Source organism: Bradyrhizobium sp. T-1, from assembly GCF_053592855.1.
Genome location: NZ_CM132115.1, coordinates 3,705,391 through 3,725,145, shown reverse-complemented (window position 1 = coordinate 3,725,145; position 19,755 = coordinate 3,705,391). Strand labels below are relative to the sequence as shown.

Genomic DNA, 19,755 nt, shown 5'->3' with positions numbered 1-19,755 from the left:
TTTATCTTTTTTGAACGGTTCCATTTCGTCCGAAGTTCCCGGCCTGAACGACCGGCGAGCCGACTTACGCACACGCGTGGTTCTGGAACGCTCGAATCGTGGAATCGGCAGGAAGACTCAGCGGGATGTGTAATGCTCGGTAACGTTCGGTGATCCCGGGAAGGACCCGCGCAATCCGGCTCCGCCTCGCGCGTGGAATAGACACTCTATGAGGCCGAAGCGGCTCGAGAGATCGGGGAATCAGGACGGGCATCCCGGCCGGTGGAAATCGTTGGGAATATTTGAACGAAAACACACGCTTCCAAATTGACCCGCCCAAGCAATTAGATGCATAAGGCTCGCACCGGAGAGGTGGCCGAGTGGCTGAAGGCAACGCTTTGCTAAAGCGTCATACGGTCTCAAGCTGTATCGAGGGTTCGAATCCCTCTCTCTCCGCCACCCAGCGGCAGAATCAAGGTCCGCGCGTTCCTTCCTCTGAAGACGATCGCGGCGCGGCTGCAAAAGCCTGGCGCAAGGATCCGCGCGGCTGAGCTCAGCCCGATTCGCGTCTCCTCTTATATAAGTGTGCGTGCACCTAGATGCGCGACCGCCAGATCCGCCAGTGCGAGGGCGATATCAGCACGGCCTCGTCCGCCCAAACATTGAACCAGACGCCGGCCTTGCGGCGGCATGGAAAGGTCAGCGGCAGAATACCGGTCTTGTGCGGCCGGCCGAGTTCCAGATCGCAATCATCGGGCGCGATCTGAATCGGTAGCCATCGGCCCGGTCCAGCGTCAGTCTTGTCGGGATCGCTCATGCCGTGTGGGTCTAATCGGCGGCACGACGCGGGAACTTGATTCAGCGCAACCCAATAGTCCCGCGAAAGCACGGGACGGCTGCGGTTCCAGATCAATGAGCAGACACCCACGCCCTCGCCTCACGCTGCGCGACCGAGATCTCGGACTCCGACATCTGGCCGGCCACTTCCTGGCGCAGCGCGACGGCGTCCTTGCGACCCTTCAGGGCGGCGAGGTTGAACCATTTGTGCGCGGCGACGAGGTCGACCAGGCCCGAGCGGCCGCTCGCCCAATAGATCCCGCGCTCGAACAGAACGTCCGACAGCGTGCTCGAATCGATCGGCGTTGCCGTATCGAGATCGAAAGTCCCCTGAAACATAACGCATCCCCTTTTTCTTTGTGCCGCCTCGTTCCCCCGAGCGCGGCTCCCGTCCAACTCTGATTTGCGTGATCCTTCCGGGTCACGCGTTGCTCAACTCATCCCCGAGTCTTCTTTCGACTCTTCTTGCCTGATGCCGTTTGCCGGCTTGTTGGAGGCGATGATGGCGGGCAAATTTGAATGGCAGTTTAAGTATCGCGATGAAGCAGACGTAAACGCGGGGCTGCGCCACGCGCGCCGGAAATTCAAGAAGTCCCCGATTTGCAGGGACTTCTGCGATTCGTCAGATTTGGTTTACTCTGGGATTTTGGGACATCGATAACCATCGCGCGCGGTGGCGCGTGTCCTGCGGCGCCTCCTCCGGCTGTCGTCACCCGTTTTGTGCGCGAGTTGCGCACTGCAGCGGGTACTCAATATTCCAGAGGCGCCAATCGCTGACACCGCGCGCGGAGGAGCGCCGCGCTGATGGCGCGCGATCACGTCGTAGCCCTCGCCTGCTCCAAGGCCTCGCAGCCCAGCACGGCAAAGCGGCTATGCCGCGGTCAGATCAACAATGTCGGGAAAGGAATGCCGGCAATACCCCGGCCTCAGGGAACGAGGGCGTCGGCGAACACGTCAGGACCAGATTCCAAATGGCCCGAAGGCCGCTTGTGGAATTGCGGAGCTCTTTTGAAGGAGACCCGCACCGATCGAAGAAAACTTTGTTTCTTCTGCCGGACCGGACTTTGACGAGCAAGCTCGCGAAGTTGACGATCCGACCGTTGACCTGATGTCTCGCCGACACCCTCTATCGTCGACCAGAACCTCTAGGAGGCGCTGATGACGTGCCAGCTACGAGGAGCCGGCAACTTCAGAAGCGAAGTTACTTCTTCTTCGCGACCTTGCGGGTCTTCTTCGCAGTCTTCTTCACTGCGCTCTTCGCCTTCTTTACCTTCTTCGCCTTCTTCGCTTTCTTGGCCATGTTGCCCTCCGATGTGTGAGATGGCTTTAATCGCTGCATGCATTCGGGGATCGAGTGCACACTCATTCCGAATACACCAACACGACGAAAAAAACATCTTCTCACTTAAGGAAGTGTTGACGACGCAGCGCGCGTGCGCCAGCCGCGCTTGATTTGCCGACACCGAGAGACACGCGTCGGCGATTGCAAATGCATCTCGCAGCATCGACGTCGGCAAGCGTAACGATTGCAGGAAAACGCTATGCAGCAAGTATTATTCTGCGCGCGTGCATCACGCCTGATCGGCGCGATGATGCGCGCTGCAACGCGCGCGATGGTGTCGCCGGGCAGAGTCGCGGACTCTGAGTCGCGAATTTTGGCAACGAAATTATTTTCATGCTTAACGGCGGAGGCGCTCGTCAGAGCGTGTGCAAGTCGCCGTTTTGCGCGAATCGCGCGACCGCGATTCGCATCTGCACCGTGACCTCAACGGGATGAAGTTGGATGTCGGCGATGCGTGCGCGCGTCTCGTCTCGACGTCGCGCGAGGTGACGAAGCGTGTCCGTCACCTCCTTCAAACGTATAACGTCAGATGCCGAGCTTGGACTTGAGCAGATCATTGACGGCCTGCGGGTTCGCCTTGCCGCCGGATGACTTCATCACCTGGCCAACGAACCAGCCGAGCGACTGCGGCTTGTCCTTCACCTGCGCAGCCTTGTCCGGATTGGCCGCGATGATGTCGTCGACAACCTTTTCGATCGCCGAGAGATCCGTGACCTGCTTCATGCCGCGGCTTTCGACCAGCGCACGAGGGTCGCCGCCCTCCTGCCAGACGATCTCGAACAGATCTTTGGCGATCTTGCCGGAGATCGTGCCCTCGCCGATCAGGTCGATGATCGCAGCGAGCTGCTCGGATGAGACCGGAGAGCCCGTAATATCCCGGCCTTCCTTGTTGAGACGGCCGAACAGCTCGTTGATCACCCAGTTCGCCGCCATCTTGCCGTCGCGGGCGCGGTTGGCGAGCTTGTCGAGCACCGTCTCGTAGAACACCGCACTCTCGCGCTCGGCGACCAGCACGCTCGCATCGTAAGCCGACAGGCCGAAATCTGCGACAAAGCGTGTCTTCTTCTGATCCGGCAGCTCCGGCAGCTCCGCCTTCAGCTCGTCGACGAAGGTCTGGCTGAACTCCAGCGGCAGCAAATCCGGATCGGGGAAGTAGCGGTAGTCATGTGCCTCTTCCTTCGAGCGCATCGAGCGCGTCTCGCCCTTGTTGGGATCGTAGAGCCGCGTCTCCTGGTCGATCCGGCCGCCCTCCTCGAGGATTTCGATCTGGCGTCGCGCTTCGTACTCGATCGCCTGGCCGATGAAGTTGATCGAGTTCATGTTCTTGATCTCGCAGCGCGTGCCGAGCGGCGCACCTGGCTTGCGCACGGAGACGTTGACGTCGGCGCGCAAGCTCCCCTTCTCCATGTCGCCGTCGCAGGTGCCGAGATAGCGCAGGATCGAACGAAGCTTGGTCACGTAGGCCTTGGCCTGCTCGGCATCGCGGATGTCGGGCTTGGAGACGATCTCCATCAGCGCCACGCCGGAGCGGTTGAGATCGACATTGGACATGGTCGGAGATCGATCGTGCAGCAACTTGCCGGCGTCCTGCTCGAGATGCAGCCGCTCGATGCCGATGGAGACGCTGCGACCGCCGTCGAGCTCGACCACCACTTCGCCTTCGCCCACCACGGGCGATTTGTACTGGCTGATCTGGTAGCCCTGCGGCAGGTCTGGATAGAAATAGTTTTTCCGATCGAACACCGAGCGCAGGTTGATCTTTGCGTTGAGGCCAAGCCCGGTCCGGACAGCCTGCCTGACGCATTCCTCGTTGATCACGGGCAACATGCCCGGCATCGCGGCGTCTACCAGCGACACGTGGCTGTTCGGCTCGCCGCCGAACTCCGTGGAAGCGCCGGAGAACAATTTCGACTTCGACGTCACCTGGGCATGGATCTCCATGCCGATGACCATCTCCCAGTCACCGGTGGCGCCTTTGAGAAGCTTGTGGGATGCGGCTGGTGCGTTCATCGGTCTCGGGGTCCAGATCAGATCATATCGGGGATGGCTGGGCTTCGCGCAACGGGTTCCGCCAGTCAAGCCAGAGAAGGCGGCGTGCGGACGGCAGCACAGCCTGCACCTCCGCCATCTCGCCTGCGCAATGCCGCCGGCGCCGCGCACTCAGGCATTGACGCAAACCCCTGACGCACCATAAAGGTTGCGCAGGGGGCAATGCATGTTTTTTCGCGTTTCGATGCTGGCGGCTGCAGCTGCCATTCTTGTGTCATGCTCGACGCCTTATCAGCAATCAGGCTTCACCGGTGGGTCCGACGTCAAGGAGCTGAGGCCGGACGTCTACCGCGTGACCTTCCAGGGCAATGGTTACACCACCCGCGAGAGCGTTCAGGTCTATTGGCTCTATCGCTCGGCCCAGCTGGCGGTCGAAAAGGGTTTTGCCGGATTTGAAATCCTGTCGGACATTCAATTCGTGATGCGGCGGCCGCCGGCGGACGATCGTCGCCCTCGCCTCGCTGTTGCCGTGCCGTCGCTGCGCACCCATATTCCCGTCTCGCCACAGGAAGCCGCCGATTTCAGGATCCGGGACGACGATCTCGCCATGCGGCCGGATGAGCCGGTCAGGCTTGCGCGCGGCGGGGGTGTCTTCATCTACACCGGCGGCGGAGCGGCCTCGCCAAAGCCCGGGCTCGAGGCCGACGTGCACTTCCTCCCCGCGCCCGTCGTGGCGGCACCGCCCAAAGTGTTCGACGCCAAGGCGCTGATCGCCCAGCTCGAGCCGCTCATCAAGGCAGAACGGTGTAACCTCGGCAATGTCTGCCCGCATGTTCACGAATACCTGCTGCCGAAGGGAACGCTGCGATAATTGCGTCCGGCGAGACGTCTTCGCCGCTGGCGCGGTCTCACCGGGCGAGCAGCGTGGCAGCGATCCGCTCCCACTCCGCTTCCAATGAATCGTTTGCCGCCACCTGGCCAGCCTGACGGTACCAATAGCCGGCATTGCCGAGATCGCCTTCGACGCGGTGCAGATAAGCGTGCACCCAGGCGGCGTCGCGCCCCTGGTCGTCCTGAACGATCTTGTGGGCCTGGTCCCAATCACCCTTCGCAGCCCACCAGAGACCGGCGAGCGGCGCGTTCAGGCTCGGCGCAGGCGCCGCGCCGTCGAGGCTCGCGATGAAATCAGCGACATTCACCACCACCTCGCGGGGGTGAAGCGGCCGGCGGCCTGCTCGATCACCTCGCCGAGCGAGAACAGCGTCTCCTCCTCGAACGGACGGCCGATCAGTTGCAGGCCGAGCGGCAGGCCCTGCGCGTCCTTGCCGGCGGGCACCGCGATGCCCGGCAGGCCCGCCATGTTCACGGTCACCGTGAAGATATCGTTGAGATACATCTCGACGGGGTCCGCGCCGCCCTTCTCGCCGATGCCAAAGGCCGCCGACGGCGTTGCCGGCGTCAGGATCGCGTTGACGCCCTTGGCGAAGCAATCCTCAAAGTCCTTCTTGATCAGCGTGCGCACCTTCTGAGCGCGCAGATAGTAGGCGTCGTAATAGCCGGCCGAGAGCACATAGGTGCCGATCATGACGCGGCGGCGCACCTCGGCGCCAAAACCTTCGGCGCGGGTGTTTTCGTACTGCTCGACGATGTTCTTGCCCTGCTCGCGCAGGCCGTAGCGAACGCCGTCATAGCGCGCGAGGTTGGAGGACGCTTCCGCCGGTGCCACGATGTAATAGGCCGGCAGCGCGTATTTGGTGTGCGGCAGCGACACCTCGACCAGTTCGGCGCCGGCCGCTTTCAGCCAGGCGGCGCCCTCGCTCCAGAGCTTCTCGATCTCGGCCGGCATGCCGTCGAGACGATACTCCTTGGGGATACCGATCTTCATGCCCTTCACGGACTTGCCGATCGCAGCCTCGTAATCCGGCACGGCAATGTCGACCGAGGTCGTGTCCTTCGGATCGTGGCCGGCCATCGAGCGCAGCAGCATGGCGCTGTCGCGCACGCTGCGCGCGATCGGACCGGCTTGATCGAGCGAGGAGGCAAAGGCGACGATGCCCCAGCGCGAGCAGCGGCCATAGGTCGGCTTGATGCCGACGGTCGCGGTGAATGCCGCCGGCTGGCGGATCGAGCCGCCGGTGTCGGTTGCCGTCGCGCCCATGCAGAGCAGCGCCGCCACCGCCGACGCCGAACCGCCGGACGAACCGCCCGGCACCAGCGTGGTGTTGCTTCCTTCGCGCCGCCAGGGATTGCCGACGGGGCCGAAGCACGAGGTCTCGTTCGCCGAGCCCATCGCGAACTCGTCATTGTTGAGCTTGCCGAGCATCACGGCGCCGTCGCGCCAGAGCTGCGACGTGATGGTGGACTCATAGGTCGGCACGAAATTGCCGAGGATTCTCGAGCACGCCGTGGTGCGCACGCCCTTGGTCGCGAACAGATCCTTGATGCCGAGCGGGATGCCCGCGAGCGGGCCGGCGTCGCCCTTCGCGATCTTCTCGTCCACGGCCTTCGCCATGTCACGCGCCTGGTCAGGCGTCTCAAGGATAAAGGCGTTGAGCACGCGCGCCTTCTCGATCGCGGAAAGATGCGCGTCGGTCAGCTCGAGTGACGTGAAAGTCTTGTCGGCGAGACCCTTGCGGGCCTCGGCGAGCGTCAGCGATGTCAAATCGGTCATTTATTGATCGGGCTGCAGAAGAACGGAGACAGGGTCTTGTCGTTGGCCGGGTCGTCTTTCTTGGCGGCCGCATTCGCGGCGGCCTCGAGCTCATCGAGCACGGCATTGACGGCGACATTGGGATCAGCAGCCTTGCCCTGCCGTTCCATCTTGTCGAGGTAATTCATGTAGGCCTGATAGGCCTTCTCATCGTCGCAAAGCATGCACATCGGACTTGGTCCAGAGACTCTTAGTTTGACGCGTTTTCTTCACCGGCTTCCACTTCGCTCGAAAACGCTATGCAATTATTCGACGACCTTGGGCACCAGGAAGAAGTGACCTTCGGTCGCAGGCGCGTTGGCAACGATATCGTCGGCGATCTCGCCGTCAGTGACCACATCTTGCCGCTTCTTCATCTGCATCGGAGTGACCGAGGTCATGGGCTCCACGCCCTCGACATTCACTTCCGAGAGCTGCTCGACAAAGGCGAGCATGGCGTTGAGCTCGCCCTGCAGGTGCGGAACCTCGTCCTCGGAAACCGCAATGCGCGCCAGATGCGCGATGCGGCGGACGGTAGCGGCGTCGACGGACATTATATAAGGCCTCTCACGGCAAAACCTATGTGCCGTATAGCAGAGGCCGGTTTTGCGCCGCAACCGGCGCCGGGAACTAGCCAGCCATCTGGCGGAGGCGTGCCAGGGCTGATTTGGCGAGATCCCGGGTCAATTCGGCGGCAGGAAGCTCCCGGCCCAAGCCAATGGCCTGCCCGGCCCAGAGATTGGTGAAGTCCACTTTGCCCTGCTTCTCCGCGGCCGCCTTCAGCGGCGCCAGGGCCGTTGCGGCATGGGGAAATGGCGGAGCATCAGGAGAGATCGGGCCCGCTTCGCGGATGACGCGGTTCTGGATACCCCGCGCGGGCCGCCCGGTCATGACATTGGTGATCACGGTGGAGTCGTCCCGCCCCTCCGCAAGCGCCGCCCGTCCAGCCGCCGTGTGCGTGGATTCGGGGCAGCGCAGATAGGCACTGCCGATCTGCACGCCGGATGCGCCGAGCGTGAAGGCCGCCGCAATGCCGCGTCCGTCGCCAATGCCGCCGGCGGCAATGACCGGCACCTTCACTGCGTCGACGATCTGCGGCACCAGCGCAAACGTGCCGGGCTGCTCGGCGATCTTGTCGGTCAGGAACATGCCGCGATGACCTCCCGCCTCTGCGCCTTGCGCGATGACGGCGTCGACGCCGCGCTGGTCGAGCCAGACCGCCTCTTTCACCGTCGTCGCCGAGGCGATCACCAGACACCCGGCCGCCCTGATGCGGTCGAGCAGACCCTTCTCGGGCAGACCGAAATGGAAGCTGACGACCTCTGGCTTCAGTTCCTCGACGACGGCGCAGGTCGCTGCATCGAACGGCGCCCGGTTGGCGGCGTTGATCGGCGCCGCCGGATCGAGGCCATGCTCCCTGTAATAGCCTGCAAGGCGCTGCTTCCAGCGTGCTTCGGCGGCAGCCGTGAGCTCGACCGGCGTGTGGCAGAAGAAGTTCAGATTGACCGGCGCCGCCACGCGCTGGCGGATCATCTTGACCTGCTCGCGGATCTTGTCGCCGGACAACATGGCACAAGGCAGCGAGCCGAGCGCACCGCCTTGCGCGGCCGCGATCACCAACTCCGCGTCCATCACGCCGGCCATCGGTGCCAGCACGATCGGGAATTCGGTCTTGAAGAGATCGATCAGTCGACGGTCAGGCCACATGGTGTGTCTCTCGTTCTTGCCCTCTCCCCTTGTGGGAGAGGGTGGATCGCCGCGATAGCGGCGAGACGGGTGAGGGGTTTGCTTCCGCGGACGCAGACCTCTCAAATTTGACTTTTCTCTCCGCGGATAGAACCCCTCATCCGGCGCTACGCGCCACCTTCTCCCACAAGGGGAGAAGAGAAAGAAACACTGGAGTTGCGCCGGCCGGCCAGAAGCTGCTCGGCCTCGGACGCAATCCGTTCGACGATCTCGGCCGCCGGTGGAATATCATGGATCAGGCCGACGGCTTCTCCGGCAAAGACGGCCGCGATTTCGAAATCACCCGCCATTTTTGCCGCGGCATAGGCTTTGGCGACGTCGTCTGCGCGTTGCATCAGCTCGATCTCGCGGCCGGTCCAGCTCTTGATATGGTCGTTGACCAGCGTTCGTGCAGTGAACGGAGCCGGCCAGAACAGTTTTCGCGACCAGTCGGGAACGACGCCGCGCACAGTGCCATTGCCATCGGCCGTGCGAATGCGCTCCTTGGCCGCGGCGGCGCCATTGGCCTCGACGCTCGCATAGAACCGCGTGCCGATCAGCACGCCGGATGCGCCGAGCATCATCATGGCCGCGAGACCCCGGCCGTCGGCGATGCCGCCGGCCGCGACAACAGGCACCCGCCCGGCGGAAAGATCAACAATGGCTGGCACGATATCGACCGTGGTGCGCGACGCGCCGTGACCGCCCGCCTCAGTCCCCTGCGCGATCAAGATCTCCGCGCCGGCATCGAGCGCCTGTTTCGCCATGTCCTCGCTCTGCACCTGGCAGATCAGCCGCGCGCCGCTCGCTTTGATGCGCGGCGCGAACGGCGCGGGATCGCCGAACGACAGCATGACCGCCTGCGGCCGCGCATCGAGCGCGATGTCGAGAAGCTCGGGCTGTTTTGCCAGGCTCCAGGTGATGAAGCCGATCCCGAAAGGCGCAAAGCCGTTCAGCTCCGCAGCCTCGGCCTGCAGACGGGCACGGTCGCCATAGCCACCGCCCAAGATGCCAAATCCGCCGGCCTCGCTGACGGCGCGGGTCAGCCGGCTGCCGGCGATCGTGTCCATGGGTGCTGACAGGATCGGATGCCTGATCCGGAGAAGCTCCGTCAGCGGCGTGGTGATCGGCATGGGGTCTCCCGCTCTGGACAGGAACATTAGGCGCAACTAGCATTCTGGAAAAATGAATTGTTGCGAACGCTGCCATCACAAAAGCGAAACGACGCCATGGAACTGAGCGATATCCAGACCTTTGCCGCGGTCGCCCGCACCGGCGGCATCACCCGCGCTGCCGAAGAGCTCAACACGGTGCAATCCAACGTCACCCAGCGCATCAAGGCCCTGGAGGCCGAGATCGGCACACCCCTGTTCGAGCGTCACAGCCGCGGCATGGCGCTGACCGGCGCCGGCAAGCGCCTCCTGCCCTACGCACAGCGGATGGCCGCGCTGTCGCGCGAAGCCGTGCTCGCCGCGCGCGACGATGGCGAGCCGAAGGGTCCGCTTTCGATCGGCTCGATGGAGACCACGGCTGCGGTGCGGTTGCCGCCGCTGCTCGCCGATTTCCACCGCCGCTTCCCGGCCGTGCGCCTCAGCCTGCGCACGTCGCCGACCGCCGATCTCGTCGCCGGCGTGCTCGAAGGCACGCTCGATGGCGCCTTCGTCGCCGGCCCGATCGCGCATGCCGATCTCACCGCGACCAGCGCATTCCGCGAAGAGCTGGTGCTGGTCAGCGCGCGGCGCTGGGCCTCGCTCGCCGAGCTGCGCGCCGGTACGCCGGAGTCAGGCCCGACCGCGCTCGTCTTCCGCACCGGCTGCACCTATCGCCAGCGGCTCGAGCAGATTTTGGTCGAGTTCGGCTGGCCCTCGGCCACGCGCTTCGAGCTCGGGACGCTCGACGGCATGATCGGCTGCGTCGCCGCCGACATGGGCGTGACGCTGTTGCCGCGCACCGTGGTCGAGCGCAGCGCGATGACCGGCAGTGTGACGGTGCACGCGCTGAGCCCCTCACATGCCCGCGTCGAGACGCTGTTCATCCAGCGCCGCGCCGGCCATCAATCCAGCGCACTTCAAGGCTTCCTGTCCTGCCTGACCAGGGATGACGAAATCATCGCGGCCTGATCCACCACCGCCGCAGCGCAACGACGGCCCAGATCGCCTCGACAAGACCGAACGGCCAGGCCCCCTGCAGGAAGCCGTAGGCCGAGCCGAGCGCGCAGGAGGCGGCGAACAGCAGCACGAACCAGTGGCTGCGATCCTCAAGGGCATAGCAGACCAGCATCGCCGTCACGGCAAACAGGCCGAATAGTGTCAGTGCATCCATCGTTGAGGGTTCACTCCGCCGCGCGGCGCATGATATGCGCTAGTCCATGCCGGCTCTTATCCTGCCCCTCGTCGATGCTGCAACCCACTGGCCCGAACGCGGCGGGTTGATCGGCCTTGATCTCGGCACCAAGACCATCGGCGTTGCCGTGTCCAATCCTGACCGCCGGTTAGCGACCGGTGTCGAGACCATCCAGCGCAAGCAGTTCAAGCAGGACGCAGCCCGCCTGCTCGCCATCGCCACCGAGCGCAAGGTGGTCGGCTTCGTGCTCGGTCTTCCCATCAACATGGACGGCAGCGAGGGCCCGCGCGCGCAATCCACCCGGGCCTTCGCCCGCAATCTCGCCAACCTGACGACGCTCCCCATTGGCCTCTGGGACGAGCGGCTCTCGACCGCAGCGGTCGAACGCGAGCTGATCGGCATGGATGTCAGCCGTGCCAAGCGCGCCGAGGTTATCGACGAGCACGCTGCGATCTTCATCCTGCAAGGAGCGCTCGACCGCCTCGCAAATCTTCGCGCGACATCGGGGAACGGCTGATCCATGGCCGTGGTGATCGCGGCGCTGCTGCCGGTCTTCATCCTCATCGTGCTCGGCGTGGTGCTCCGGCACAGCCTGATGCGGCTCGACACGCAATGGCACGGGCTGGAGCGGCTGACCTATTTCGTGCTGTTTCCGATGCTGCTGATCCAGACGCTGGTGAAGGCGGACCTCTCAAAAGTGCCCGTCGCCGGCGTCGGCGGCGCGCTGCTGCTGTCGGCGCTGGCGATGTCGCTGCTCTGCCTTGCGCTCCGTCCGGCGCTGGCGCGGCTCGACATCGACGGCCCCGCCTTCACCTCGATCTTCCAGGGCGCGACGCGCTGGCAGACTTATGTCGCGCTCTCCGTCTCCGCCAATCTGTACGGCGATGTCGGGCTGGCGCTGGCCTCGGTCGCGATGGTCGCGATCATTCCGCTGGTCAACGTATTCAGCGTCGCCGTGCTCGCGCATTACGCTTCCCCGGAGAAGCAGTCCGCACGCGCGATCGCCATGACCGTGATCCGCAATCCCCTGATCTGGGCCTGCGTCATTGGTCTCGTCATCAACGTCATTCACCTGCCGCTGCCAAAGATCTGGCACGAGGTCGCCGACGCGCTCGGCCGCTCCTCGCTCGCCATTGGCCTGCTCGTCACCGGCGCCGGCCTCCAGCTCAAGGGCCTGCTCCGTCCGAGCGTGGGCGCGACGATCGGCGTGGCGTTCAAGCTGGCACTGATGCCGGTGCTCGCGCTGGCGCTCGCCACCTGGTTCGGGCTATCCGGCACCAACCTCGCGATCGTCGCGATCTGCGCGGCGGTGCCGACCTCGCCGAGCGCCTATGTGCTCGCGCGACAGATGGGGGGTGACGCGCCACTACTGGCACAGATCATCACGCTGCAAACGATTTTGGCGGCGATCACGATGCCGGTCGCCATCGCGCTGGTGGCGTGAGCGCTAGACGTAGCGCCCCAACGTAAAGGAGAGGAAGGTATTGCAGGCCGAATGAGCCACAATCGTTGTCCATGTGGACTTGCTCGTCCATCGAAGATGACCCAGCACAAGTCCGAAGGCGAAAATAATCGCGCGTCCAAACCAATCGTACTGCGTATGATTTAACGACCACACAGCCGACGTAAGGACGATGGCGCCGACCGGTCCGAGAAAAGACTCCGACCAGCCGCGAAACAGGAAGCCGCGAACCACAAGCTCTTCCATAAGAGGTCCGGCGATACAGGCACCAATGAGCCACACGAGCAATCCGCCGACGCCTCTTACGATGAGCGTGGGGTCGGATCGATATCCGCCCGCTCCCATCTTCGATAGCACGAATCCTTCTATCGACATGAAGATCGTCGTGATGGCGAGAGCTCGGACGATTTCGCCTCCGGCTGGCCAATTCAGAGCGAGATATTCACCGAACTCTCTCCCAGTCATCCGGATCGCAATCCAAAGCACTCCGATCGCCGCGGGCGTTCCCGAAACAAGGAAGACCCCATACCAACGTCCCTGTGACGCTAACGTCTGGAATTCTGCTGGAGTAAAAGCCTTCGGTCCCAGGCTCGCAGCCAGAATGAAATGAAACGCCATCCAGCCTGTCAGGACAAATGCACCGTACGCAAGCAGGGCGACCAGTGTCGTCTCCCAAAAATCCCAGGTTCTGAGCCGCGCGCCCGCCGCCGCACTTTGGAGGTCCGACATATAGGCTCCTCGCGACAGCTTCGCGGCGAATGCGGGCTAAATCTCTACCGAACATACGAAAGAATGATTTTCTCGGCAATCATCGTGGCCCGAAGTTTGAGGCGCACCGCCAACCAACGTCATTGTGAGGAGCTCTTGCGACGAAGCAATCCAGACTGCCTCGACGCAGGGATTCTGGATTGCTTCGCTGCGCTCCCAATGACGGAACGCGGGGTAACCGCCCCTGCGTCAGCCCCCCAACCACATCGTCAGCACCACCGCGGTCATGTTGTTCAGTGCATGCAACATGATGGTGAGCCACAGTGAGTTGGCGCGGTGACGCATGTAGCCGAACCACAGACCGATCGAGAAGACCTCGGCGAGAAAGTAAAAATCGTATTGCAGATGCACCGCCGTCCAAACCAGTGACGACAGGATGATCGCGCCGGGCACGCGCAGGAAGCTTGCCGACCAACCGCGGAACAGGAATCCGCGCGCGAGCACCTCTTCCGACATCGGCGCGGCCACGCTGAACGCGAACAACAGCATCAGCGCCGCGCCCTTGTCGCGGCCCGACTTCAAGAGGTCGGTCATGAAGCCCGGCGTCGCCTCGCGGCCGAGGGATCGCGACACCACCTCCCAGGCCATCACGACCAGGATGAGCCCGACAGCGCCCAGCAAGAACTGCCGCCAGGACGGCCAGCGCAGCGCAAGATAGTCGACAAAAGAGGCCTTCTTGATGCGGATGGCGAGCCACACAGCCACGAGCGTCGCCGGCAGGCCCATGATGACCGACAGCGCCAGCGCCTGCGGCTCGCGGCCGACCGACTGGATCGAAGCCATGTCGAGCGGCACCCCGCGCAGGACATTGAGCAGCAGGATCGCCCCGACCTGCCCGACGAACATCGCGACGAAGACGAGCAGGCCCCACAGCGCCGTGCCCCAGAACTTCCAGACGCGCGACGGCGCAGGTGTCACGATCAGCGGCGGATGGTCGGGATTGAGGGAATCCATCAGAAGGCCTTGGTTAGGAAAACACCGTCATTCCGGGGCGGCCGAAGGACCGAAGCCGGAATCTCGAGATTCCCAGGTGCGCGAGAGCGCACCGTGGCCCGCCCTTCGAGCGCCCCGGAATGACGGAGTAAAAACTCACGCCAGCACCCGCTCGAGCAGCGCGCGCACGTCGCCGCTCTCGAGCTCGACCGCACCGTACATGCTGGCATGATTGGCGGCGAGGCGCGTCGCTGCGAACAGTTCAGCGTTGTGAGGCGAGACGCCATTGAGTGCGGCGGCAGCGGCTAACAGCGCCAGCTTCTCGACCGCGAGCCGCGCGACGCGCTCGCCATCAGGGCGACGAAACGTCTTGCCGATGAAGGCGACCGCCTCGCCGGCCCCCGACAGACCCTTCGTCTCGGCCGCAAGCGATTGCAGCACCGTCATCGCGGCCTCCGGCTCGCGCGAGAGCGCGCGGAGCACGTCGAGGCACATCACGTTACCCGAGCCTTCCCAGATCGCATTGACCGGCGCCTCCCGGTAATGGCGCGCCAGGATGCCGTCCTCGACATAGCCATTGCCGCCGAGGCACTCCATTGCTTCATAGAGAAACGGCGGCGCGCTCTTGCAGGTCCAGTATTTGATCGCCGGCGTCAGCAGCCGCATATAGGCGGCCTCCGTCGCGTCGTGCGGCGTGTGGTCGAAGGCGCGGCAGAGCCGCATCACCAGTGCCGTGCTCGCCTCGACATGCAGCGCCATGTCCGACAGCACGGCCTGCATCAAGGGCTGATCGGCGAGATGCTTCTGGAATACGCTGCGGTGACGGGCATGATGCAGCGCATGCGCAAGCCCTGAGCGCATCAGGCCGACCGACGCAATCGCGCAATCCTGCCGCGTCAACTGCACCATCTGGATGATGGTGCGGATGCCCTTCCCCTCTTCGCCGGCGGCTTCCGCATAAGCGCCGACGAACTCGACTTCCGAGGAGGCATTGGAGCGGTTGCCGAGCTTGTCCTTCAGCCGCTGGAACTGGATCGCATTGACCGATCCGTCAGGCGCAAAGCGCGGCATGAAGAAGCAGGTCAACCCGCTATCTGCCTGCGCCAGGACGAGGAACGCATCGCACATCGGCGCCGACATGAACCATTTGTGGCCGGTGATGCGATAGGCATCTCCGTCGCGCACCGCGCGCGTCATGTTGGCGCGCACGTCGGTGCCGCCCTGCTTCTCGGTCATGCCCATGCCGAGCGTCATGCCGCGCTTGTCCCACCACGGCGTGAAGCTGGGATCATAGCTTCTGGTCGACAGCACCGGCATCACTTTGCCGAGCAGATCCGGCTGCGTCGCCAGCGCCGCGACGGAGGCGCGCGTCATCGTGATCGGACAGAGGTGCCCGGTCTCGACTTGCGCGGCCATGTAGAACTTTGCGGCACGAATGACCTCTGCGGCACCGCCCAGCGGTTTCCCATCCGCCGTCCACGTCGAATTGTGCACGCCGGCGTGCGCGCTATGCGCCATCAGTTCGTGATAGGCGGGATGAAATTCGACTTGGTCGCGGCGATTGCCCTTGGCATCGAAGGCGCGGAGCTTCGGCGAGTTCTCGTTCGCCGCGCGCCCGCGATCGGCCATCGCGGCCGAGCCCCAATGCTTGCCGAAGTCGGACAGCTCCCGCTCCGCCGCGGCGCCGCCATTGGCCTTCAAAGCGTCGACCAGCGGCCGATCCATGGCGAACAGGTCGACGTCTTCGAACGGTGGCGACTGGTTGAAGACCTCGTGGGTCGCGAAGCTCGGCTGGGTCATCTGTTCCTCGGCGCGGAATCAGTTCCGCCGCGGCTGGATCGGGAAATCATAGGCCGCTCCGCCCACCCCCGGCAGGGAAAAATGCCACCACTCCTTCGAATAGTTCACAAAGCCTTGCTTCGCCATCGTAGCCACCAGCCGCTTGCGCCAGGCGCGCTGATCCCCATTGATCGACGGTGCTGCGGTATGCCCTTTCACATCCGTGCAATCATAGCCGGTCCCCATGTCGACGCTACCCTCGGGCAGCCGCGCCCCGACCGGTGCCGTGCAGTCGGCATAGTTTCTTGAGGGGTCGATTCTGGCCGAATTGTCGGCCTTGAGATCGACCAGCGTGAGGTCGAGCGCAGCCCCCGTGGAATGCTGCGAGCGGCTTGCTATGTAGCCGAGGCGAAACAGCTCGGTCTTCGGGATCCTCGGATTGTAGCGCCGATCGGCTGACGTCTCGCGGCCGTCCTGCGACCACTTCACCATGTCGAGCGAGGCGCGCGCCGGCCGGTAGCAGTCAAACATTTTGAGCGACAAGTTCTGCGCCGTCAGCTCCTGCTGCACCGCCTTCAGCCGCATCCCCACATCGCGCTTCACCACGCATTCGCCTGCGTTGTAGCCGGCGAGCGGACGGCCAACGAAATTGTTCGCCGTGGCGTAGCGGATGTCCTGGATGATGGTTGGATCGATATCACGCAGATAGACGAAATCGCCGGGGAGCGACTGCGCGCGGGCGGATGAGATTGAGGCGATCGCGAGAAATGAAATCAAAAATGTCCGGACTAAGTGCATTCGTTCTCCCCTGTCATTCCGGGGCGATGCGAAGCGTCGAACCCGGAATCTCGAGATTCCGGGTCTGGCGCTCGCGCGCCATCCCGGAATGACCGTGCGGGAGACAGATCAGGGGATAACTCGCCTCCCGCCGATTGGCCCTTGCCCACCCCGCCATCCCCGCCTATAGCTCTGCTTTTAATGACATCCAAATCGACCTTCGTCCTCGGCCACCGGCATTTGCTGGGCATCGAGGGCCTTTCCGCGGCCGACATCACCGGCCTCCTCGACCTGTCCGAAGAATATGTCGAGCTCAACCGCCAGGTTGACAAGAAGCGCACCGTCCTGCGCGGACGGACGCAAGTAAACCTCTTCTTCGAAGCCTCGACCCGGACCCAGTCCTCGTTCGAGCTCGCCGGAAAGCGCCTTGGCGCCGACGTCATGAACATGTCGGTCGCCTCCTCGTCCATCAAGAAGGGCGAGACGCTGATCGACACCGCGATGACGCTGAACGCGATGCATCCGGACATCCTGGTGATGCGCCATCACGCCTCCGGCGCCGTGGAACTGCTGGCCCGCAAGGTCGACGGTTCCGTGATCAATGCCGGCGACGGCGCACATGAGCATCCGACGCAGGCGCTGCTCGACGCGCTCACCATCCGCCGCAACAAGGGTCGGATCGAGGGGCTGGTGGTCGCGATCTGCGGCGACGTGCTGCATTCGCGTGTCGCCCGCTCCAACATCATCCTGCTCAACACCATGGGCGCCCGCGTCCGCGTCGTCGGCCCCTCCACGCTGCTGCCGCCCGGCATCGAACGGATGGGCGTCGAGGTCGCGCGCGACATGCGCGAGGGGCTCAACGGCGCTGACATCGTCATGATGCTGCGGCTGCAGCGCGAGCGCATGAACGGCTCCTTCGTGCCGTCGACCTCCGAATATTTCCACTATTTCGGGCTCGACCAGAAGAAGCTAGGCTACGCCAAGCCCGACGCGCTGGTGATGCATCCAGGCCCCATGAACCGCGGCGTCGAGATCGACACCGCGGTCGCCGACGGCGCGCAGTCCCTGATCCGCGAACAGGTGGAGATGGGCGTGGCCGTGCGCATGGCGGTGCTGGAAGCGCTCGCCCGTAACCTGCCGAACGCGTGATGCCCATGCTGACCGACCGCCGCCCGATCCTGCTCGCCAACGCCCGCGTCGTCGATCCCTCCAGGGATTTCGACGGCCCCGGCGACGTCCTGATTGCCGATGGCGTCATCCGCGAGACCCGTCGCGGCATCGGTGCGGCCGGCGTCCCCGAAGGCACCGACGTCGTCAACTGCTCCGGCAAGATCGTGGCGCCCGGCCTGGTCGACATGCGCGCCTTTGTCGGCGAGCCCGGCTTCAGCCATCGCGAGACCTTTGCTTCGGCAAGCCAGGCGGCTGCGACCGGCGGCATCACCACCATCATTTGCCAGCCCGACACCTTGCCGGTGATCGACAATTCCGCGACCGTCGACTTCGTGATGCGCCGCGCCCGCGACACCGCCATCGTCAACATCCAGCCGATGGCGGCGCTCACCAAGGGCATGCACGGCGAGGAGATGACCGAGTTCGGCCTGCTCAAGGCCGCAGGCGCGATTGCATTCAGCGACGGCGACCGCAGCGTGACCAATTCGCAGGTGATGCGCCGCGCGCTGACCTACGCCCGCGATTTCGACGCGCTGATCGTGCACCACACCGAGGACCCCGATCTCGTCGGCGAAGGCGTGATGAACGAGGGCGAGTTCGCCTCGCGGCTCGGCTTGATGGGCATCCCGAAGGCCGCCGAGGCCGTGATCCTCGAACGCGACATGCGCCTCGTCGCGCTGACTGGCGGCCGTTATCACGCCGCCGCGCTGTCGTGTATCGAGTCGCTCGAAATCTTGAAGCGCGCCCGCGACGCAGGCCTCGCCGTCAGCGCCTCGGTCTCGATCAACCATCTGGCGCTGAACGAGAACGATATCGGGCCCTACCGCTCGTTCCTGAAGCTGTCACCGCCGCTCCGCACCGAGGACGATCGCCGCGCGATGGTCGCGGCCGTCGCCTCCGGCCTCGTCGACGTCATCATGTCCGACCACAACCCCCAAGACGTCGAGGTCAAGCGCCTGCCGTTCGCGGAGGCCGCTCCCGGCGCGATCGGCCTCGAGACCATGCTGCCGGCGGGCCTGCGACTGGTCCATAATGACGAGCTGGACCTCAAGACGCTGATCCGGGCGATGTCGACCCGCCCGGCGGAGATTCTGGGTCTGCCCGGCGGAACCCTGCGCAACGGAGCACCGGCCGACGTCATCGTCATCGACCCCGATGTGCCCTGGGTGGTCGATCCCGCCGATCTCAAATCGCCCTGCAAAAACACCCCGTTTGACGAGGCCCGCTTTACAGGTCGCGCTATCAGGACCATCGTCGGCGGACGAACGGTGTTCGAGCATGTCTGACATGCGGAGTTCTCAGCATGGGGCTTGATGCATTCCTGCCGGTGGCCTTCGTCATCGGCTATCTGCTCGGCTCGATTCCATTCGGGCTGGTGCTGACCAGGCTCGCCGGCACGCAGGATCTGCGCTCGATCGGCTCCGGCAATATCGGCGCCACCAACGTGCTGCGTACCGGGCGCAAGGGCCTCGCTGCGGCGACCCTGCTGCTCGACGCGCTCAAGGGCACCGCGGCCGTGGTGATCGCCGGCTATATGGCGGGTCCCCATGCCGCGATGCTGGCGGGTCTCGGCGCCTTCCTCGGCCACCTCTTTCCCGTCTGGCTCAAGTTCCGCGGCGGCAAGGGCGTTGCAGTCTATATCGGCATCATGCTCGGCCTGTTCTGGCCCAGCGCCGTGGTGTTCTGCCTGATCTGGTTGGCGACCGCCTTCACCACCCGCTATTCCTCGCTCTCGGCGCTGGTCGCGGCCTTCATCACGCCGCTGTTCCTGTGGTGGTTCGGCCAACTCGCGCTCGCAGCGCTGGGCGCGGTGCTGACCCTGCTGCTGTTCTACATGCATCGCGAGAACATCAAGCGGTTGCAATCGGGAAAAGAAGGCCGCATCGGTGAGAAGGCGTAAGTCCGGAAAAAGTACGGATATCGCCGCAGGGTTTCCGCATTATATGCCAATTCCTGTTCGCA

At 64.1% G+C, this 19,755-nt stretch carries 21 protein-coding genes and 1 tRNA gene; 8 read left to right on the top strand and 14 right to left on the bottom strand.

Annotation, left to right across the window (positions count from 1 at the left end):
• Positions 1-345: 345 nt before the first annotated feature.
• Positions 346-438, top strand: a tRNA-Ser gene (locus ACWAT4_RS17915).
• Between the two features lie 136 nt (positions 439-574).
• On the opposite strand, the gene ACWAT4_RS17910 is transcribed toward ACWAT4_RS17915, so the two are convergent.
• The 3 genes from ACWAT4_RS17910 to gatB form a co-directional block, all read right to left on the bottom strand.
• Positions 575-796: a hypothetical protein gene (locus ACWAT4_RS17910; RefSeq protein WP_212301064.1), complete on the bottom strand. Its 222-nt coding sequence runs from the start codon at positions 794-796 to the stop codon at positions 575-577.
• Between the two features lie 92 nt (positions 797-888).
• Positions 889-1,155, bottom strand: a complete 267-nt coding sequence (locus ACWAT4_RS17905) for a hypothetical protein (protein WP_212301065.1) — start codon at positions 1,153-1,155, stop codon at positions 889-891.
• Positions 1,156-2,683: 1,528 nt separating this feature from the next.
• Complete coding sequence (gene gatB / locus ACWAT4_RS17900; protein ID WP_449731031.1) at positions 2,684-4,168, bottom strand: Asp-tRNA(Asn)/Glu-tRNA(Gln) amidotransferase subunit GatB; 1,485 nt, start codon at positions 4,166-4,168, stop codon at positions 2,684-2,686.
• Between the two features lie 205 nt (positions 4,169-4,373).
• Between gatB and ACWAT4_RS17895 the strand changes: the two genes are divergently transcribed.
• Positions 4,374-5,018, top strand: coding sequence for a CC0125/CC1285 family lipoprotein (locus ACWAT4_RS17895; protein ID WP_212424462.1), 645 nt, complete (start codon positions 4,374-4,376; stop codon positions 5,016-5,018).
• 37 nt (positions 5,019-5,055) lie between these two features.
• On the opposite strand, the gene ACWAT4_RS17890 is transcribed toward ACWAT4_RS17895, so the two are convergent.
• The 6 genes from ACWAT4_RS17890 to ACWAT4_RS17865 all read right to left on the bottom strand — a co-directional run bounded on the left by ACWAT4_RS17890 (position 5,056) and on the right by ACWAT4_RS17865 (position 9,694).
• Positions 5,056-5,352, bottom strand: coding sequence for a hypothetical protein (locus ACWAT4_RS17890; protein ID WP_212301067.1), 297 nt, complete (start codon positions 5,350-5,352; stop codon positions 5,056-5,058).
• Positions 5,343-6,818 carry an Asp-tRNA(Asn)/Glu-tRNA(Gln) amidotransferase subunit GatA gene (gene gatA, locus ACWAT4_RS17885; RefSeq protein ID WP_449731030.1) on the bottom strand — a complete coding sequence of 492 codons (1,476 nt, stop codon included), beginning with the start codon at positions 6,816-6,818 and terminating at the stop codon, positions 5,343-5,345. The genes ACWAT4_RS17890 and gatA overlap by 10 nt, the downstream gene beginning before the upstream one ends.
• Positions 6,815-7,027, bottom strand: coding sequence for a hypothetical protein (locus ACWAT4_RS17880; RefSeq protein WP_212301069.1), 213 nt, complete (start codon positions 7,025-7,027; stop codon positions 6,815-6,817). Before ACWAT4_RS17880 ends, gatA begins: the two co-directional genes overlap by 4 nt.
• Before the next feature lie 75 nt (positions 7,028-7,102).
• Entirely contained in the window at positions 7,103-7,390 is a 288-nt protein-coding gene (gene gatC, locus ACWAT4_RS17875) for an Asp-tRNA(Asn)/Glu-tRNA(Gln) amidotransferase subunit GatC (protein WP_212301070.1), read from the bottom strand.
• A gap of 76 nt (positions 7,391-7,466) precedes the next feature.
• The gene (locus ACWAT4_RS17870) at positions 7,467-8,543 is read right to left on the bottom strand and encodes an NAD(P)H-dependent flavin oxidoreductase (protein WP_449731029.1); all 1,077 of its coding nucleotides are present in this window, start codon (positions 8,541-8,543) and stop codon (positions 7,467-7,469) included.
• A gap of 146 nt (positions 8,544-8,689) precedes the next feature.
• A complete protein-coding gene (locus tag ACWAT4_RS17865) occupies positions 8,690-9,694 on the bottom strand; it encodes an NAD(P)H-dependent flavin oxidoreductase (RefSeq protein ID WP_449731028.1) in 1,005 nt (334 codons plus the stop codon).
• Between the two features lie 96 nt (positions 9,695-9,790).
• Between ACWAT4_RS17865 and ACWAT4_RS17860 the strand changes: the two genes are divergently transcribed.
• A complete protein-coding gene (locus ACWAT4_RS17860) occupies positions 9,791-10,681 on the top strand; it encodes a LysR family transcriptional regulator (protein ID WP_212301073.1) in 891 nt (296 codons plus the stop codon).
• On the opposite strand, the gene ACWAT4_RS17855 is transcribed toward ACWAT4_RS17860, so the two are convergent.
• The gene (locus tag ACWAT4_RS17855) at positions 10,668-10,883 is read right to left on the bottom strand and encodes a hypothetical protein (RefSeq protein WP_212301074.1); all 216 of its coding nucleotides are present in this window, start codon (positions 10,881-10,883) and stop codon (positions 10,668-10,670) included. The genes ACWAT4_RS17860 and ACWAT4_RS17855 overlap by 14 nt on opposite strands.
• Before the next feature lie 46 nt (positions 10,884-10,929).
• Between ACWAT4_RS17855 and ruvX the strand changes: the two genes are divergently transcribed.
• Positions 10,930-11,421: a Holliday junction resolvase RuvX gene (gene ruvX, locus ACWAT4_RS17850; protein WP_188101863.1), complete on the top strand. Its 492-nt coding sequence runs from the start codon at positions 10,930-10,932 to the stop codon at positions 11,419-11,421.
• 3 nt (positions 11,422-11,424) lie between these two features.
• The gene (locus tag ACWAT4_RS17845; RefSeq protein ID WP_212301075.1) at positions 11,425-12,348 is read left to right on the top strand and encodes an AEC family transporter; all 924 of its coding nucleotides are present in this window, start codon (positions 11,425-11,427) and stop codon (positions 12,346-12,348) included.
• Between the two features lie 3 nt (positions 12,349-12,351).
• On the opposite strand, the gene ACWAT4_RS17840 is transcribed toward ACWAT4_RS17845, so the two are convergent.
• From ACWAT4_RS17840 to ACWAT4_RS17825, 4 genes are all read right to left on the bottom strand, one after another.
• The gene (locus tag ACWAT4_RS17840) at positions 12,352-13,095 is read right to left on the bottom strand and encodes a CPBP family intramembrane glutamic endopeptidase (RefSeq protein WP_449731027.1); all 744 of its coding nucleotides are present in this window, start codon (positions 13,093-13,095) and stop codon (positions 12,352-12,354) included.
• 228 nt (positions 13,096-13,323) lie between these two features.
• Complete coding sequence (locus tag ACWAT4_RS17835; RefSeq protein ID WP_449731026.1) at positions 13,324-14,088, bottom strand: CPBP family intramembrane glutamic endopeptidase; 765 nt, start codon at positions 14,086-14,088, stop codon at positions 13,324-13,326.
• A gap of 135 nt (positions 14,089-14,223) precedes the next feature.
• The gene (locus ACWAT4_RS17830; protein WP_449731025.1) at positions 14,224-15,867 is read right to left on the bottom strand and encodes an acyl-CoA dehydrogenase family protein; all 1,644 of its coding nucleotides are present in this window, start codon (positions 15,865-15,867) and stop codon (positions 14,224-14,226) included.
• An 18-nt stretch (positions 15,868-15,885) separates the two neighbouring features.
• Positions 15,886-16,644: a M15 family metallopeptidase gene (locus ACWAT4_RS17825; RefSeq protein ID WP_449731024.1), complete on the bottom strand. Its 759-nt coding sequence runs from the start codon at positions 16,642-16,644 to the stop codon at positions 15,886-15,888.
• A gap of 180 nt (positions 16,645-16,824) precedes the next feature.
• On the opposite strand from ACWAT4_RS17825, the gene ACWAT4_RS17820 reads away from it, so the two are divergent.
• The 3 genes from ACWAT4_RS17820 to plsY are packed head-to-tail and all read left to right on the top strand — an operon-like array spanning position 16,825 to position 19,693.
• On the top strand, positions 16,825-17,772 hold the full coding sequence (locus ACWAT4_RS17820) for an aspartate carbamoyltransferase catalytic subunit (protein ID WP_212301079.1): 948 nt from the start codon (positions 16,825-16,827) through the stop codon (positions 17,770-17,772).
• A 5-nt stretch (positions 17,773-17,777) separates the two neighbouring features.
• Complete coding sequence (locus ACWAT4_RS17815) at positions 17,778-19,079, top strand: dihydroorotase (protein ID WP_449731225.1); 1,302 nt, start codon at positions 17,778-17,780, stop codon at positions 19,077-19,079.
• A gap of 17 nt (positions 19,080-19,096) precedes the next feature.
• Positions 19,097-19,693, top strand: a complete 597-nt coding sequence (plsY, locus tag ACWAT4_RS17810) for a glycerol-3-phosphate 1-O-acyltransferase PlsY (RefSeq protein ID WP_212301080.1) — start codon at positions 19,097-19,099, stop codon at positions 19,691-19,693.
• Positions 19,694-19,755 lie beyond the last annotated feature (62 nt).

Coding starts and splice junctions, on each gene's coding strand:
- plsY (WP_212301080.1), top strand. CDS start 19,097: ATGGGGCTTGATGCATTCCTGCCGGTGGCCTTCGTCATCGGCTATCTG.
- ACWAT4_RS17815 (WP_449731225.1), top strand. CDS start 17,778: ATGCTGACCGACCGCCGCCCGATCCTGCTCGCCAACGCCCGCGTCGTC.
- ACWAT4_RS17895 (WP_212424462.1), top strand. CDS start 4,374: ATGTTTTTTCGCGTTTCGATGCTGGCGGCTGCAGCTGCCATTCTTGTG.
- ACWAT4_RS17845 (WP_212301075.1), top strand. CDS start 11,425: ATGGCCGTGGTGATCGCGGCGCTGCTGCCGGTCTTCATCCTCATCGTG.
- ACWAT4_RS17860 (WP_212301073.1), top strand. CDS start 9,791: ATGGAACTGAGCGATATCCAGACCTTTGCCGCGGTCGCCCGCACCGGC.
- ACWAT4_RS17880 (WP_212301069.1), bottom strand. CDS start 7,027: ATGTGCATGCTTTGCGACGATGAGAAGGCCTATCAGGCCTACATGAAT.
- gatA (WP_449731030.1), bottom strand. CDS start 6,818: ATGACCGATTTGACATCGCTGACGCTCGCCGAGGCCCGCAAGGGTCTC.
- ACWAT4_RS17830 (WP_449731025.1), bottom strand. CDS start 15,867: ATGACCCAGCCGAGCTTCGCGACCCACGAGGTCTTCAACCAGTCGCCA.
- gatC (WP_212301070.1), bottom strand. CDS start 7,390: ATGTCCGTCGACGCCGCTACCGTCCGCCGCATCGCGCATCTGGCGCGC.
- ACWAT4_RS17835 (WP_449731026.1), bottom strand. CDS start 14,088: ATGGATTCCCTCAATCCCGACCATCCGCCGCTGATCGTGACACCTGCG.
- ACWAT4_RS17820 (WP_212301079.1), top strand. CDS start 16,825: ATGACATCCAAATCGACCTTCGTCCTCGGCCACCGGCATTTGCTGGGC.
- ACWAT4_RS17855 (WP_212301074.1), bottom strand. CDS start 10,883: ATGGATGCACTGACACTATTCGGCCTGTTTGCCGTGACGGCGATGCTG.
- ACWAT4_RS17905 (WP_212301065.1), bottom strand. CDS start 1,155: ATGTTTCAGGGGACTTTCGATCTCGATACGGCAACGCCGATCGATTCG.
- ACWAT4_RS17840 (WP_449731027.1), bottom strand. CDS start 13,095: ATGTCGGACCTCCAAAGTGCGGCGGCGGGCGCGCGGCTCAGAACCTGG.
- ACWAT4_RS17825 (WP_449731024.1), bottom strand. CDS start 16,644: ATGCACTTAGTCCGGACATTTTTGATTTCATTTCTCGCGATCGCCTCA.
- ruvX (WP_188101863.1), top strand. CDS start 10,930: ATGCCGGCTCTTATCCTGCCCCTCGTCGATGCTGCAACCCACTGGCCC.
- ACWAT4_RS17865 (WP_449731028.1), bottom strand. CDS start 9,694: ATGCCGATCACCACGCCGCTGACGGAGCTTCTCCGGATCAGGCATCCG.
- ACWAT4_RS17910 (WP_212301064.1), bottom strand. CDS start 796: ATGAGCGATCCCGACAAGACTGACGCTGGACCGGGCCGATGGCTACCG.
- gatB (WP_449731031.1), bottom strand. CDS start 4,168: ATGAACGCACCAGCCGCATCCCACAAGCTTCTCAAAGGCGCCACCGGT.
- ACWAT4_RS17870 (WP_449731029.1), bottom strand. CDS start 8,543: ATGTGGCCTGACCGTCGACTGATCGATCTCTTCAAGACCGAATTCCCG.